Annotated in this window: 14 protein-coding genes, 1 tRNA gene and 1 pseudogene; 12 read left to right on the forward strand and 4 right to left on the reverse strand. The window is 68.2% G+C overall.

Translation table 11 applies throughout. The features are described 5' to 3' along the window. The coding region (gene hypD, locus ABYX71_RS05530; RefSeq protein ID WP_372695508.1) for a hydrogenase formation protein HypD at window positions 1-906 on the forward strand (906 nt) is incomplete at its 5' end. Between the two features lie 5 nt (window positions 907-911). Here hypD and ABYX71_RS05535 read toward each other — a convergent pair. After that, window positions 912-1,706, reverse strand: a complete 795-nt coding sequence (locus ABYX71_RS05535) for an alpha/beta fold hydrolase (protein ID WP_372695509.1) — start codon at window positions 1,704-1,706, stop codon at window positions 912-914. Next, the gene (gene idi / locus ABYX71_RS05540; protein WP_372695510.1) at window positions 1,699-2,256 is read right to left on the reverse strand and encodes an isopentenyl-diphosphate Delta-isomerase; all 558 of its coding nucleotides are present in this window, start codon (window positions 2,254-2,256) and stop codon (window positions 1,699-1,701) included. Before idi ends, ABYX71_RS05535 begins: the two co-directional genes overlap by 8 nt. Before the next feature lie 56 nt (window positions 2,257-2,312). On the opposite strand from idi, the gene ABYX71_RS05545 reads away from it, so the two are divergent. Continuing rightward, window positions 2,313-2,543: a glutaredoxin family protein gene (locus ABYX71_RS05545; protein ID WP_372695511.1), complete on the forward strand. Its 231-nt coding sequence runs from the start codon at window positions 2,313-2,315 to the stop codon at window positions 2,541-2,543. A gap of 56 nt (window positions 2,544-2,599) precedes the next feature. Here the strand turns inward: ABYX71_RS05545 and ABYX71_RS05550 are convergent, their stop codons facing one another. After that, window positions 2,600-3,268, reverse strand: a complete 669-nt coding sequence (locus tag ABYX71_RS05550) for a Bax inhibitor-1/YccA family protein (RefSeq protein WP_372695512.1) — start codon at window positions 3,266-3,268, stop codon at window positions 2,600-2,602. 98 nt (window positions 3,269-3,366) lie between these two features. Between ABYX71_RS05550 and ABYX71_RS05555 the strand changes: the two genes are divergently transcribed. After that, a tRNA-Ser gene (locus ABYX71_RS05555) sits at window positions 3,367-3,454 on the forward strand. A 126-nt stretch (window positions 3,455-3,580) separates the two neighbouring features. Here ABYX71_RS05555 and katG read toward each other — a convergent pair. Next, window positions 3,581-5,785: a catalase/peroxidase HPI gene (gene katG, locus ABYX71_RS05560; RefSeq protein WP_372695513.1), complete on the reverse strand. Its 2,205-nt coding sequence runs from the start codon at window positions 5,783-5,785 to the stop codon at window positions 3,581-3,583. Between the two features lie 438 nt (window positions 5,786-6,223). Between katG and ABYX71_RS05565 the strand changes: the two genes are divergently transcribed. From ABYX71_RS05565 to ABYX71_RS05605, 9 genes and pseudogenes are all read left to right on the forward strand, one after another. Next, window positions 6,224-7,549, forward strand: coding sequence for a DEAD/DEAH box helicase (locus ABYX71_RS05565; RefSeq protein ID WP_372695514.1), 1,326 nt, complete (start codon window positions 6,224-6,226; stop codon window positions 7,547-7,549). A 240-nt stretch (window positions 7,550-7,789) separates the two neighbouring features. Next, window positions 7,790-8,581: an enoyl-CoA hydratase/isomerase family protein gene (locus tag ABYX71_RS05570; protein ID WP_372695515.1), complete on the forward strand. Its 792-nt coding sequence runs from the start codon at window positions 7,790-7,792 to the stop codon at window positions 8,579-8,581. A 38-nt stretch (window positions 8,582-8,619) separates the two neighbouring features. After that, window positions 8,620-9,399, forward strand: a complete 780-nt coding sequence (locus tag ABYX71_RS05575) for an enoyl-CoA hydratase/isomerase family protein (RefSeq protein WP_372695516.1) — start codon at window positions 8,620-8,622, stop codon at window positions 9,397-9,399. Window positions 9,400-9,406: 7 nt separating this feature from the next. Continuing rightward, window positions 9,407-9,868, forward strand: a complete 462-nt coding sequence (locus tag ABYX71_RS05580) for a MaoC family dehydratase (RefSeq protein ID WP_372695517.1) — start codon at window positions 9,407-9,409, stop codon at window positions 9,866-9,868. A 31-nt stretch (window positions 9,869-9,899) separates the two neighbouring features. Next, window positions 9,900-12,035, forward strand: coding sequence for a thiamine pyrophosphate-dependent enzyme (locus ABYX71_RS05585; protein WP_372695518.1), 2,136 nt, complete (start codon window positions 9,900-9,902; stop codon window positions 12,033-12,035). Window positions 12,036-12,050: 15 nt separating this feature from the next. Then, the gene (locus ABYX71_RS05590) at window positions 12,051-13,628 is read left to right on the forward strand and encodes an indolepyruvate oxidoreductase subunit beta family protein (protein WP_372695519.1); all 1,578 of its coding nucleotides are present in this window, start codon (window positions 12,051-12,053) and stop codon (window positions 13,626-13,628) included. Between the two features lie 12 nt (window positions 13,629-13,640). Beyond that, window positions 13,641-13,973: a 2Fe-2S iron-sulfur cluster-binding protein gene (locus tag ABYX71_RS05595; protein ID WP_372695520.1), complete on the forward strand. Its 333-nt coding sequence runs from the start codon at window positions 13,641-13,643 to the stop codon at window positions 13,971-13,973. A gap of 59 nt (window positions 13,974-14,032) precedes the next feature. Continuing rightward, entirely contained in the window at window positions 14,033-14,959 is a 927-nt protein-coding gene (locus tag ABYX71_RS05600; RefSeq protein ID WP_372695521.1) for a VOC family protein, read from the forward strand. 59 nt (window positions 14,960-15,018) lie between these two features. After that, window positions 15,019-15,251, forward strand: a pseudogene (locus tag ABYX71_RS05605) (hypothetical protein); the annotation flags it as partial.

A 15,251-nucleotide genomic window follows, 5' to 3' on the forward strand; every position in this document is an offset into this window, starting at 1 on the left:
CCGGTGTGCGTGACGCCGACCGGCGTGATCGACCAGGCCATTGCCCTGGCCGGCCGGGCGGAGGTGGTGCTGTGCTCGTTCGGCGACATGCTGCGCGTGCCCGGAAGCGGTGGCGACCTGCTGAGCGCCCGCGCCGCGGGCGGTGATGTGCGGGCGGTGTACTCGCCGCTGGACGCGCTGGCACTGGCGCGTCGCGAGCCGCAGCGACAGGTGGTGTTTCTGGCCGTCGGCTTCGAGACCACGGCACCGGCCGCCGCCGCGGCAGTGAGTCAGGCGGCCGCGCTGGGGCTCGACAACTTCAGTCTGCTGACGGCGCAGGTGCGCGTGCCGCCGGCCATCGCGGCGCTGCTGGACGCCCCCGACTGCGCCATCGCCGGGTTCCTGGCCGCCGGCCACGTGTGCACGGTAATGGGTCTGGCCGAATACGAACCGCTGGTGGCGCGCTACCGCGTGCCGATGGTGGCAACCGGTTTCGAACCGGCCGATATCCTGCACGGCCTGCTGCGCTGCGTGCGCCAGCTGGAGGCCGGCGAGGCGCGGCTGGAAAACGCCTATGCGCGCATGACGCAGGCATCTGGAAATCCGGCCGCGCGGCGGCTGCTGGAGACGGTGTTCGAGCCGGTCGATCAGCTATGGCGCGGCCTGGGCCGGCTGCCGTCGGGCGGGCTGCGCCTGCGCCCGCAGTACGCCGCCTGGGATGCGGCAACGCGCTTTGGCCTGCCGGAACCCGCCGACGACCTGGACGGCGCCTGCCAGGCCGGCAGCGTCCTGCGCGGCCGCCTGCGGCCCGATCAATGTCCCGAGTTTGCGGTGCGCTGTACACCGCAGCGCCCGCTCGGCGCCCCCATGGTGTCGGCCGAAGGCGCCTGCGCGGCGTATTACCGCTACCGCCAGCACACGGCCTGAGGGCGTCAGGCGGCGCGCAGAAAGGCCAGCAGACGCTGGTTGAACAGCGCCGGGTCTTCCAGCGACGGCCCGTGGCCGAGCCCGGGCAGCACGTCCAGCGCGGCCTGCGGCGCCTGCGACGCCAGCGCCTCGGCCATCTGCAGGAAATCGGGCAGATCGCGCGTGCCGACCAGCACCCGGGTCGGCGCCGCGACTTCGTGCAGGCGCTGGGCCAGCGGCGGGTCCAGGCCGACCTCCGGGTCACGGTGCTGCCAGTGCCAACCGGAGTAGTCGTTCATGATGGTTGGCAGGCACTCGCGCCCGAGGGGCGATTCCAGACTCGGCGCGAACAGCTCCGCGCCCAGCCAGGCCGCCCGTGCCGCCGACAGCCCATCCTCGCCGGCGATCTGCCACACGCGCTTCAGCAGTGCCATCAGGGCCCCGAGGCCCTGGTAGCCGCGCAACAACGGCGCCGACAGCAGCACGCGATCGGTGCGCTGCGGGTAGGCGACGGCAAAGCTGGCGGCGATGCCGCCGCCGAGCGAATGCCCGACCAGATGCGTGCGTTTCACGCCCAGCGCGTCGAGCAGCGCCCGCAGGTCCTCGTGGTGCGCGTAGGGCGCGCTGTCCGGCAGGGTCGAGCGCCCGAAACCGCGAAGGTCGTAGGCGATGACATCGAAGTGCGCCGCCAGCGCCGACCACTGCGGTTCCCACACCCGCTGATCGAGCCCGAAACCGTGCACCAGCACCACCGTGTCGCCATGCCCCTGACGCCGGTAGTACAGCCGGCCGCCATCGATGGACACCATGTCCTCAGCCATTGCAGTGCTCCTCGACCCAGTTCTCAATCAACGGTCGGCGCTGGGCGAGAATCTCGCGCAGCCAGGGGGTGAAACCGTCCGGCGCGCGCGCCACCTCGGCCAGCAGCTCGGGCCAGGCCAGCCAGCGCCAGGCGGACGCCTCGGCGGGATCCGGCACCGGCTCGCCCTGGAAGCGCCCGCACAGCAAGTGGTCGAGTTCGTGCTCGATCAGATCGCCAGGCACCGGCAGTTGGTACTGCAGGCTGCCGACCGGCGTCAGCGGGCACTCGAAGCCCATCTCCTCGCGCAGGCGCCGGGTGGCCTCGGCCACCAGCGGGCGGTCCGGACGTGGATGCCCGCAGCAGGTGTTGGTCCACAGCCCGCCGGAGTGGTACTTGGTGTCGGCACGGCGCTGCAGCATCAGCCGCCCGGCCGGGTCGAACACGAACACCGAGAAGGCCCGGTGCAGCAGCGCGCGGCGGTGGGCGTCGAGTTTCTCGGCACGCCCGATGGGGCGGTCCTGCAGGTCGACCAGCTGCACCTGTTCGAGGTCGGGATCGGAGGCTGTCATGCCGGCAGCTTGCCAGACCGTGGCTTGCGCTCCAAGGCGGCCGATATCATGTGCGCATGCAATGGAAGCTTTTCGTCACCCGCGGCTGCCACCTGTGCGAGCTGGCAGAACAGGTAATCAGGCAGGCCGGACTGGCAGCCGGTGCGGTGGAAACGGTTGAGATCGGGTACGACCCGGAGCTTGCCCGCCGCTACGGCGTGCGCATTCCGGTGTTGCGCCTGGAGCCGGCGGGCGTGGAGCTGGACTGGCCCTTTGGCGCCGACGACGTGCGGCGCCTGCACGGCTGACCGCCGGACACAAAAAACCCCGCCGGGGCGGGGTTTTCCGGGGCGGGGCAGGGCGGTCAGTCCTCGCCGCCGAAGAAGCCCGCCAGCTGCAGCAGGCTCAGAAACAGGTTGTACAGGCTCACGTACAGACCGACCGTGGCCAGCAGGTAGTTGGTCTCACCGCCGTGCACCAGCGCGCTGGTCTGGTACAGGATGGCGGCGCTCATCAGCAGCACGAACATGGCGCTGACGGCCAGCGACAGGCCAGGCATCTGCAGGAACACCGCCGCCAGTCCGGCCAGGAAGGCCACCATCACGCCGGCGAACAGAAAGCCGCCCATGAAGCTGAAGTCGCGCCGCGAGGTGAGGGCGTAGGCGGACAGGCCGAGGAAGATCGCGCCGCTGCCGCCCAGGGCCGTCATCACCAGCTGGTGGCCATTGCTGAAGGCCGACAGATACGCGTTGATGATCGGGCCCAGGGTGAACCCCATGAAGCCGGTCAGGCCGAACACGGCCAGGATGCCCCAGGCGCTGTTGCGCAGCTTGTGCACCGCGAACAACAGACCGAAGTAACCGGCCAGCGTCACCAGGATGCCGGGGCTGCCGACGTTCATCACCATGGCTACCGCTGCCATCGCCGCGCTGAACAGCAGCGTCATCGACAGCAACATATAGGTGTTGCGGATCAGTGCACTGGTGGCGGCCTGCTCGGCACTTGCAGTCAAACCGTAGGCATTGCTGGGCATGCGAACTCACCGATGTTGCTAGGAAGAAGCAGTGGATTCTACCCAAACGCCGCTCGCTGGCCAGCCAGGCGCATGCTCCGCTATGCTTCGCGCCCCGCGGAGAGGTGGCTGAGCGGTTTAAAGCGGCGGTCTTGAAAACCGTTGACCCGCAAGGGTCCGGGGGTTCGAATCCCTCCCTCTCCGCCATCCGCTTGGGGCCGCAGCCCCCGCCCACACGAAGAACGCCGGCTGCACCGGCCGCCCGACGGGCGGCCCGGCACAGCCGGCGGTGGGGGAGTGGACTGCCCGCAGCCCGCCGGGGGCTGCTCGGGGTCAGTTCAGGTCGAAGCGGTCCAGGTTCATCACCCGCGTCCAGGCGGCGACGAAGTCATTGACGAACTTCTCGGCCGCATCGTCGCTTGCGTAGACCTCGGCCAGGGCCCGCAGCTCCGAGTTCGAACCGAACACCAGGTCCACCCGCGTGCCGGTCCACTTGAGCGCGCCCGAGGCGCGGTCACGCCCCTCGTACAGGCCATCGCCGGCCGGCTGCCATTCCACGCCCATGTCGAGCAGGTTGACGAAGAAGTCGTTGGTCAACGTGCCGGGCCGCTCGGTCAGCACGCCGTGGCGCGACTGGCCGACGTTGGCGCCCAGCGCCCGCATGCCGCCGACCAGCACGGTCATTTCCGGCGCGGTGAGGGTCAGCAGCTGGCTGCGGTCCAGCAACAGGTGCTCGGCCGGTGTTCTGACACCGTCCTTGAGGTAGTTGCGGAACCCGTCGGCCACCGGCTCCAGTGGCGCGAACGACTCGACGTCAGTCTGTTCCTGCGTGGCGTCGGTCCGGCCGGGCGAGAAGGGCACCTCGACCGCGTGCCCGGCAGCTCGCGCGGCCTGCTCCACGGCGGCGCAACCGCCGAGCACGATCAGGTCCGCCAGCGACACCTGCGTGCCGCCGCTGTGCCTGCCGTTGAACGCCTGCTGGATGCGTTCGAGCGTGCCGAGCACGGTGGCCAGTTCGGCCGGCTGGTGCGCCGCCCAGTCCTTTTGCGGCGCCAGGCGGATGCGCGCGCCGTTGGCGCCGCCGCGCTTGTCCGAGTCGCGGTAGGTGGCCGCCGAGGCCCAGGCCGTGCCCACCAGTTGCGGCACGCTCAGGCCGCTGGCCAGGATTTCGGCCTTGAGCGCCGCGATGTCCTGCGCGTTGACCAGCGGGTGATCCACGGCCGGCACCGGGTCCTGCCAGATCAGCTCCTCCGCCGGCACTTCGGGCCCCAGGTAGCGCACGCGCGGCCCCATGTCGCGGTGGGTGAGCTTGAACCAGGCGCGGGCGAAGGCGTCGGCGAAGGCCTGCGGATCCTGGTGGAAGCGTCGCGAGATCGGCTCGTAGATGGGGTCGAAGCGCAGCGACAGGTCCGCCGTGGTCATCATCGGCGCGTGCTTCTTGGACGGGTCGTGGGCGTCCGGAATCATGTGCTCCGGTTTCACGTCCTTGGCCCGCCACTGGTGCGCGCCGGCCGGGCTCTTGACCAGTTCCCACTCATAGCCGAACAACATGTCGAAGTACCCGTTGTCCCACCGGGTCGGGTTCGGCTTCCAGGCGCCCTCGATGCCACTGGTGGTGGTGTGCACGCCCGTGCCGCTGCCCAGGCGGTTCTTCCAGCCGAAACCCATCTGTTCGAGCGGGGCGGCTTCCGGTTCCGGTCCGACCAGGGACGGGTCGCCCGCACCATGCGCCTTGCCGAAGGTGTGGCCGCCGGCGGTCAGCGCCACCGTTTCCTCGTCGTTCATGGCCATGCGGGCGAAGGTTTCCCGCACGTCACGGCCGGAGGCGACCGGGTCGGGGTTGCCGTCCGGGCCTTCGGGGTTCACGTAGATCAGGCCCATCTGCACCGCGGCCAGCGGGTTGTCCAGGTCGCGCTCGCCGGAGTAGCGGCTGTTCGGCTTGTCGGAGGTGGCCAGCCACTCGGCTTCGGCGCCCCAGTAGATGTCGTCCTCCGGCTCCCAGATGTCCTCGCGCCCGCCGCCGAAACCGAAGGTCTTGAAGCCCATGGATTCCAGCGCCACATTGCCGGCGAGAATCATCAGGTCCGCCCACGACAGCGTGCTGCCGTATTTTTTCTTGATCGGCCACAGCAGCCGGCGGGCCTTGTCCAGGTTGCCGTTGTCCGGCCAGCTGTTGATCGGCGCGAAACGCTGGTTACCCGTGGCGGCGCCGCCGCGGCCGTCGGCGATGCGGTAGGTGCCGGCGCTGTGCCAGGCCATGCGGATGAACAGGCCGCCGTAGTGGCCCCAGTCGGCCGGCCACCAGTCCTGTGAGTCGGTCATGAGGGCGCGCAGGTCCTGCTTGACCGCGGCCAGGTCGAGCGTCTTGAACGCCTCGGCGTAGTCGAAACCCGGCTCCATCGGGTTGGACTTGGCCGAATGCTGGGAGAGGATCTTCAGATTCAGCCGGTCGGGCCACCAGTGGGTGTTCGACTGCATGTTGGCAGCCGTGCGGCTGCCGTGTGTGGCGGCGAACGGGCATTTGGCTTCGCTGGACATGGCTCGCTCCTGAGTTGCTATGACGGCAAAGTGCCACGCTAAATCACTGGCCGCCTTAACACCAATTAATTGTTGCCATCCGTGCGATAGGCAAAGTCTATGGTCGCGCCACGGTGGACGTGCACCGCGCGCGTGGCCGACGCGCACGGCCTTCGCGCGTTGCCCTCACGAAAGTGGGCGCACAGGCCGCGCGGCTATAATCGAACACTTGTATCCACTGGAAATAAACGAAACTACGTGATTAACCGTCTTGTTACGGCCGTCAAGGCCCTGTTCGCCGGCGCTCCGGATTCCGCGCCGCCTTCGTCTCACCGCCAACCTGAGCCTGTCTCCAAGGCCGCGCCCGCCGCAACGGGCCCGGCGCGCAGCCGGCGCCGCCGATCCAAGCCCGACGCGCAAGCGCAGGCCAAATCGCCGCCGGCGACCGCCGCGCCGCGCATGGCCCGGCCGGCCGTCAAGCCGCCCGCGCACACCACCGGCCTGGCCTTCGATTCGCTGGCGCTGGATCCGCGCCTGAAGGCCGCCGTGGCCGCGACCGGCTTCAGCCATTGCACCCCCATTCAGGAGCAGGCACTGCCGGTGCTGCTGGGCGGTCGCGATGTGGCCGGTCAGGCGCAGACCGGCACCGGCAAGACAGCAACCTTCCTGCTGGCACTTTACGAACACCTCCTGCGCAACCCGGCGCCAGCCGACCGGCTGCCGACCCAGCCACGGGCGCTGGTACTGGCGCCGACCCGCGAGCTGGTGATCCAGATTCACAGTGATGCCCAGGAGCTGGGGCAGGGGCTCGGCCTGAAGCTCGGACTCGCCTATGGCGGCGTCGACTACGACAAGCAGCGCGACCACCTGGCCGCCGGCGTGGACGTACTGATGGGAACGCCCGGTCGCCTGATCGACTTCCTGAAGCAGGGCGTGTACGACCTGTCGAAGGCACAGGTACTGGTGCTGGACGAGGCCGACCGGATGTTTGATCTGGGCTTCATCAAGGACATCCGCTACCTCATGCGGCGCCTGCCGCCACCGTCTGAGCGGCTTTCCATGCTGTTCTCGGCCACCCTGGCGCAGCGGGTGCTGGAACTGGCCTATGAGCACATGAACGAGCCCGAGCGGGTCAGCATCGAGCCGGAGAAGGTCACCGCCGACCGCGTGCGGCAGACCATCTACCACACCGCGGTGGAGGAGAAGGTCCCGTTGCTGGTCGGGCTGTTGCAGTCGATCCTGCAGCAAACGCCGGAGGCGCGCGCCATGGTGTTCGTCAACACCAAGGCCGAGGCCGAGCGGGTGTGGGGCTATCTGCAGACCAACGACATTCCGGCCGGCCTGATGACCGGCGACGTGCAGCAACGCAAGCGCGAGCGTCTGCTTGAGCGGTTCCGCATCGGCGAACTGGCGGCGCTGGTGGCCACCGACGTGGCGGCCCGCGGCCTGCACATCGACGGCGTCACGCACGTGTTCAATTACGACCTGCCGCAGGACGCCGAGGATTACGTCCACCGCATCGGCCGTACGGCACGTGCCGGGGCAACCGGTGACGCCATCAGCTTCGGCTGTGAGCGTTACGTGTACTCGCTGCCGGACATCGAGCAGTACATCGGCCAGAAAGTCCCGGTCGAGCCGGTACCGACCGAGCGCCTGGTGAAGCCGAAGCCGCGCGTGCGCCTGGCCGCCGAGGACCGGGTGGCACCGAAACCGGGCGGCGGGCGTTCCGGCGGCGGTTCGCGACGCGGCAGTTCATCCGGACGCTCCGGTCCGCGCCGACGCTGAAGCGTCTGGTCCCGTCGTCCTGCCGTGCGCCGGACGACGGGCAGGTCGCGCGGCGGGGGCGTGGCAGACGGATCGCTGGTCTGGGGCTTTGCAGCACTTATTTAACATAATATTCATTATGCGCAATATCGGGTGAGGCGAGCGGCACCCAAACCCTCGTTAAGCGTTATCCTAGCCCGGGTACGCGACGCACCGGGTGGTTGCCTCGTCACACAAGAACACCGACACGCAGGAGGATCCATGTACGAGGGTTACACGCGCCTCAAATTTCACCGCGACGGCGCCATTCTCACCATCCAGATGTCGAACCCGACGGCGCGCAACGCGGTGGACGGTGCCATGCACGCGGAGCTTGCGCGCGTGTTCACCGAGGTGGCCCTGGACACCGAAACCCGCGTCGTGGTGCTGACCGGCGATCCGGACGGCAAGGCCTTCTGTGCCGGCGGTGACCTCAAGTGGATCGAGAGCATCGACGGCAAGGGCGAACGCTACGCCCAGGTGCTCAAGGAAGGCCTGGACATCGTCAAGACCATGGCCGACCTGCCGCAGCCGGTGGTGTCCATGATCAACGGCCACGCCATGGGGCTTGGTGCCACGGTGGGCCTGTTCGCGGACGTCAGTTTCATGGACGAAACGGCCAAGATTGCCGATCCGCATGTGTCGATCGGCGTGGTGGCCGGCGACGGCGGCGCCATCATCTGGCCGCTGCTGATCGGACCCAACCGGGCCAAGGAATTCCTGATGACCGGCGACGCCATGACCGGCGCCGACGCGGCCGCCATCGGCCTGGTCAATCACGCCGTACCGGCCGCCGAGCTGCCGGACCGCGCCTACGCCTTCGCGCGCAAGCTGGCCGCCGGACCGCAGCTGGCCATCCAGCTGACCAAGCGTTCTGTGAACCTGTTCGTCGGTCAGGTCGTCGAGCAGGTGTTGACGGCGTCGCTGGCCATGGAAGGCCTGACCTTTGCCAGCGACGATCACCGCGAGGCGCTGCGTGCGTTCTTCGCCAAGGAAAAGCCAAAGTTCCAGTAATCGCCCTCCTCGCCCCCTGTCAGATGCCCGAGATCACCATGGAAACATTGACTTATCGCGTCGACGGTACCGTCGGCACGCTGACCCTGAACCGCCCGCAGGTGCGCAACGCCATGAACGGGCGGATGATCGACGAGCTGCGCGAGACCCTGGAACAGGTCAACCTGGACCCGGCCGTACGGGTGCTGGTGCTGCGTGGCGAAGGGCCGGTGTTCTGTGCCGGCGGCGACCTGCGCGACCTGTTCACGGACACCCACCCGGTGGCCATCCGCAACCTGCTGAGCCACCGCATCCGCCCCCTGGCGCGGGCGCTGATCACGGTCGACAAGCCGGTGGTTTGCGCCCTGCAGGGGCCGGTGGCCGGCGCCGGGCTGTCGCTGGCGCTGGGGGCGGATTTCGTGATTGCCACCGAGGAGGCCAGCTTCGTCACCGCCTTCGGCAAGATCGGCGCCATTCCGGACGCCGGCGTCATGTGGCTGCTGGCCCAGCATGTCGGCCTCATGCGCGCCAAGGACATCGTGCTGCGGGCGCGCACGCTGACCGCCGCGCAGGCACTGGAACTGGGCATCTACACCGAGGTGGTGCCCAAGGCCGGCTTCGAGGATGCCGTCAACGGCCTGGTGGCAGAGCTGGCGGACGGCGCCACGCTGGCCATGGCGTTCGCCAAGCACGCGCTGCGCGACGCGGTGCGCATGCCGTTCGACGCCTTCATGGACCTTGAAGCGGTCGGCCAGGGCCTGATGCACGCCTCGCACGACCATGCCGAGGGCGTGCAGGCCTTCCTCGAAAAGCGCGCGCCGCGCTTCACCGGTCGCTGAAATGCCGATGACCAGTCAGACGCCGGTGCAATGGTGGGACGACTACGACGCCGACTGGCGCCTGACCACCGCCCGGCGCACGGTGACCGAGTTCGACATCCTGAGCTTCGCCACCCTGGTCGGCATGAACGAGGCGCTGTTCATGGACGCCGAGTACATCGCCAACGACACACCGTTCGGGCGTCGTATCGCGCCCGGTGCGCTGGTGTTCAGCTATGCCGAGGGCCTGGTCATCCAGACCGGCCACCTGCACACGGCCGCCATCGCCTTCCTGGGCGCGGAGCTCACGATGCAGGGACCGGTGTACCTGGGCGACACGCTGCAGGTCGAGGTCACGCTCGACAGCAAGCGGGCCACGTCCAAGCCCGACCGCGGTCTGGTCACCACCCGCAACACCGTGCGCACCCAGTCCGGACAACCGGTGCTGGAATATCTGGCCACGCGCATGCTGCGCCGGCGCCCGGACTGATCCCCCTCCCCCAACGCTGCGGAAGCTGCTCATGAGTCACGCCTTCACCCACTCCGACATCGCCCAGCTCGAGCACGGCGCCGGGCAGACCCTGTACGGCGACGGCGCACTGGTGGTGCTCAAAGGCCTGCTGGAAGCCGGCATCAGCTACTTCGGTGGCTATCCCGGCTCACCCACTGCCAACCTGATCGACGCCGCCGCCGACGCCTACGAGCCGGTACTCAAGAAATACGGCGTGTTCGTGGAATCGTCGGCCAACGAGATGTCCGCCGCCGCCATGTGCACGGCGTCCGTGTTCGCGCCGGTGCGCGGCGCGGTGACCTGGAAGGTGCTCGGCAACGGCGTGTCCACCGACGTGGTGGATCACGTCTCGCAGATCGGCCCCATGGGCGGCTGCGTGCTGGTGGTCGGCGAGGACTACGGCGTGTCCAGCACCACGGTGGCGCAGCGCACCCTGCCCTGGGCCATGAAATCCGGCATTCCCGTGGTCGACCCGCGCGCCGACCAGCAACTGCTGCTGCGCCTGACACGCGAGAGCTTCGAGCTGTCCGAGGCGTCGAGCTGTGTGGTGGCGTTGCTGCTGCGTCCGCAACTGTCGCACGCCAACGCCCGCGTCGACGTGACCGACAACCGCATGGGCCAGTACAACGTCATCAACAAGCTCAAGGAAGGCATCAAGGACCCGAGCCGCTATCCCCTGCCGCCGAACACCCAGCGGCAGGAGATCGAGCGTTACCGCGACCGCCTGCCCAAGGCGCGCGAGTACATCCTCGAGCATGGCCTGAATGAACAGTTCGGCGCCGCCGACGCGCCGATCGGCATCATTACCCACGGCACCGTGTTCAACACCGTCATGCGGGCGTTGGCCAACCTCGGCCTGGCGGACGAGGACGGCGTGACCGATCCCGCCATCAGCGTGCTGCAGCTGAACGTGGTCTACCCGCTGTGCGACGACCAGATCGTCGATTTCATCCAGGGCAAGCGCGAGGTGCTGCTGGTCGAGGAAGGTCAGCCGGACCTCATGGAACAGCAGATTCGCGCCATGCTGCACCAGCGCGGCATCACCACCCCGTTCCGCGGCCACGACCTGGTCCCTGGCGTGGGCGAACTGGTGCCCGGGCGGGTGCTGCCGGCACTGGCGCAGTTCCTGGCCCCGCTGCTGCCGGAGCGGGCGGAAAGCCTCACCGCCACCGCCGACGCCTTCCTGGAGCGCCAGAAGCTGGCCGCTTCGCTGTTTCCCAAGCCGGTCACGCCACGGCCGCCGACCTTCTGCACCGGCTGCCCGGAACGCCCGGTGTTCAGCATGATGAAGATCAACGAGATGCTGACCGGCCAGAAGGACTGGCATGCCACCGACGTCGGCTGCTACGGCATGGCGGGCCTGGCCCCGTTCCACATGGCCGACTCCAACATTGGCATGGGTGGGGGGCTGGCGGCCGCCACTGCGCTGTCGGCCATGTCCGATCAGAAGAACGTGTCGGTGGTGGGTGACGGCACGCTGTGGCACTCGGCCCTGAACACCTGCGTGGTGAACGGCCTGTACAACAAGCAGGACGCGACCTATCTGGTGCTCGACAACAAGTGGACCGCCATGACCGGCGCCCACGAGAATCCCAACTCCGGCCCGCAGCTGACCGGCGAGCAAAGCGGCGGCGACTTCAACATCGAGCGCACCTTCCGCGGGCTCGGCGTCAAGCGCGTCGAGAAGGCCAATCCGTATAACTTTCGCGACTTCCAGAAGAAGCTCAAGAAGATCCAGGCCGATCCCGCACCGCAGCTGCGCGTGCTGATCTCGGAGGCCGAGTGCCAGCTGCAGCGCCAGCGCACGGTGAAGCCCATGCGTGCCAAGGCCATCGTCGAAGGCAAGCGGGTCGAGGTCGAGCGCCTGGGCGTGGACGAGGAAGTGTGCGTCGGCGATCACTCGTGCATGCGCGTCAACGGCTGCCCGTCGCTGACGCTGGAAGAGTCGCCCAACACCCTGAAGACCGCGCCGGTGGCGGCCATCGACACCACCTGCGTCGGCTGCGGCGTGTGCGGCGAAATCGCCCATGCCGCGCAGCTGTGCCCGTCGTTCCACAAGGTGACCGTGGTGCGCAACGCCGGCCGCTTCGAACGCTTCATGCAGAAGCTCAGCCAACGCCTGCTGCCGGCGCTGCGCGCCGCCTGATTCCGGAGTTATTCAATGCCTCGGCACGATCGCGCCACGCGCATCCTCATCGGTACCGTCGGCGGCCAGGGCGGCGGCGTCCTGAGCGACTGGTTGATCAAGGGCCTGCTGAACGCCGGCTGGCAGGCGCAGAGCATCGGCCTGCTGGGCCTTTCGCAACGCGCCGGGTCGGTCATCTACTACGCCGAAGCCCGGCCTTTTGGCGACAAACCGCCCATCCTGTCCTCGTACGCGGCGCCCGGCGACGTCGACCTGCTGCTGGCGCAGGAGTTCCTGGAGCTCGGTCGCCTGCTGCAGGGCGGATTCGCGCACCAGGACTGCACCATCATCGCCAACACCTACCGCTACTACGGCACGCTGGAGAAGACCCCCGCCGAAGGCGGCATCTACCCTTCCGGCGTGATCCGCAAGGCGGCCGAGACACTGTCCGGCGACAGCTACCTGTTCCATGCCCAGGAGCTGGTGGCCCAGGCCGGGCTGTCGCTGCTGTCCAGCAACGCCATCCTGCTGGGCGCGGTGGCGGCCAGCAAGGTGTTCGACCTGCCCGCCGAGCCGTTTCACCGCGCCATCGAGGAAGCCGAGGTCAATGTCGCCGACAACCTGAAGGCCTTCGACCTGGGTTACACCATGATGCGCGACGGCACGCTGCCGCGGGCCCTGTTCAAGGAAAGCGAGGTGCTGGACTGGTCACAGCTGGCCGATGCCCGCGAGCAGGCGCTGCCGGCCCGCCAGCGGGCCGACTACCGGCGCCTGCTGGACCAGGGGCGCGAGGCCATGCCGGCCCTGTCGCGCGTGTTTGCCGAGGCCTGTTACCGTCTGCTGGATTTCCAGGACGCCGCCTACGTGCGCGATTACCTGGCCCGGGTGCAGGAAATCGAGGCCGCCGAGAAGGCGTCGGGACAGGACGCCGGCGCCGTCACCGCCGCCTATGCCCAGCACCTGGCCAACTGGATGGGCTACGAGGACGCGCCACGCGTGGCGCAGCTGAAGCTGCGCCCGGAACGTTTCGCCAAGATGCGGCAGGAACACCGGGTGCGTGGCGAAGACCCGTTCTGGGTCGACGACTTCCTGGCGCCGGACCCGCCCCAGCTGTACGGCATGTTGCCGGTCAGACTCGGCCGCTGGGTTCGCGCACGTGGCCGGCGCTGGCGTGAGGACTTCGACCACATCGCCATGCCCATGCGCGTGCGCAGCAATCGGCCGTGGGGATACTTCACCCTGTCCCTGGTCAGCGCCCTGCGCCACCTGCGCCGTCGCTCGCTGCGCCATCACGAGGAACTGGCGCTGCTCCAGCGCTGGCGCGACGCCGTGCTGCACTGGCTGGGCAAGGACCCGGAGCTGGCGCGCCTGGCGGCCGAAGCCGGGCGTGTGGTCAAGGGTTACGGCCGGGTGCGCGACAAGGCACTGGATGATCTGTGGTGCTTTATTGACGAAGGCTTGCCGCTGCTTGAGCAGCTGGCCGGCGCGGGTGGTAACGCCAGCGAAGCCGGTGATGCCGCTCTCAAGGTACTGGCCAGCGAGGCCGGCAAGGGTCCGGCCTGCGTGCAACAGCTGCAACAGCAGCTGGTCGCGGCACAGTCGGCAGCGGCCTGAGCTGCCGCCCCCATGCGCGTCACCCTGCGCCACGCCGGACAGCCGGAGCTGCAGTTCGAATGCAGCGCCGGTGACACGGTGCTGGCGGCGGCACGCCGGGCCGGAATCATCCTGCACGTCGCCTGCGAACAGGGCGGCTGCGGCGCCTGCCGGGCGCGTATCGTCGACGGCGAGGTGCACTACCCCCTGCCCGCGTCGGCACGCTGGCTGGACGAAGGCGCCGGCAGCGACTGCTATGCCCTGCTGTGTCGGGCCGTACCGATCAGCGACACGCTCGTCCTGGAGACCGCGTACCGCTGGCGACAACGCGAATCGGCGCCGCTATCGCGTTTAATGGGTGGATAATCGGGACCAATAGACTGATTCAACAGGGCAAAGACCCTGCATCATCGGAGGAGAGTGAGATGGCCATCAGCCGCTTCTCATACGCCAGCATGAACGTCATGGACGTCGCTGCCGCGGTGCGCCACTACGTGCATGTGGTTGGACTGCGCGAAATCGACCGCGACGAACGGGGCCGCGTTTACCTGCAGGCCGCCGACAACCAGGATCACCACTGCCTGATCCTGAACCCGGCCGACAGTGCCGGTGTCGATCACCTCGGGTTCAAGGTCAATGATCCGGCCGATCTGGACGAGGCCGCCGCCGCCGTGGCGGCCTACGGCCTGCCGGTGACGCGCGTGGCGGCCGGCAGTATCCGCGGCCAGGGCGACGGCGTACGTTTCCCGCTGCCGTCCGGCCAGCACATGCTGCTGTACTTCCACGCCGAGAAGATCGGCTATGTCACCGGCATGGAAAATCCCAGTCCGGTGCCGCCGCAGGGCACGCCCGGCGGCCGCGTGACCCACCTGGATCACACCCTCATCGCGGCGCAGAGCCCGCAGGATGATGTGAACTTTCTGACCCAGGTTCTTGATTTCTCACTGACCGAGAAGGTGGTCGATCCGGCCGGAAACACACTGGCCGCCTTCCTCACCTGCGGTCACACCATGCATGACCTGGCCATCGGGCCGGGGCCGGACGGGCACTTCCACCACATGGCATTCGGGATGGACAGCCGCACGGAAGTGATTCACGGCGTGGACCTGCTGAAGGAAAACGCCGTGCCGGCGCTGGAATACGGCATCACCCGCCACGGCATCTCGGGCGTCACGACCATCTATTTCCACGACCCGTCCGGAAACCGCAACGAGTTCTACAACGGCGCCTATCTGGCGCCGGGGGCGCCAGGCTGGGTGCCGCCCATCGTCTGGCAGGCCGAGCACTTCGCGCGCGGGGCCTTCTATTACGAGAACGCCGTGCCAGAAACCTTCTTCGCAGAGGTTACCTGAAATACCTCAATCAATTTATTGAAAAACAAACGTTATATTAAAGAGGAAGGAGACCGGGCATGGCCCTCAAACACGGCGGCATCATCCGTATCGCTTACGTTCGCCTGGCGCTGAACGACTCGCGCCTGCGCCAGGCGCAGTTCTTCTACTGCGACTCGCTGGGCCTGGTTGAGACCTTCCGTCAGCCCGACCGGCTGTACCTGCGCTGCTGGCATGAAGCCTTCCCCTACAGCCTGGTGCTGGACGAGGCGCCCGAGAACCGCCTGGTCGAGATCGGCTTTCAGGTCCGCGA

It is taken from the genome of Immundisolibacter sp., assembly GCF_041625615.1.
Taxonomy (GTDB): Bacteria; Pseudomonadota; Gammaproteobacteria; order Immundisolibacterales; family Immundisolibacteraceae; genus Immundisolibacter.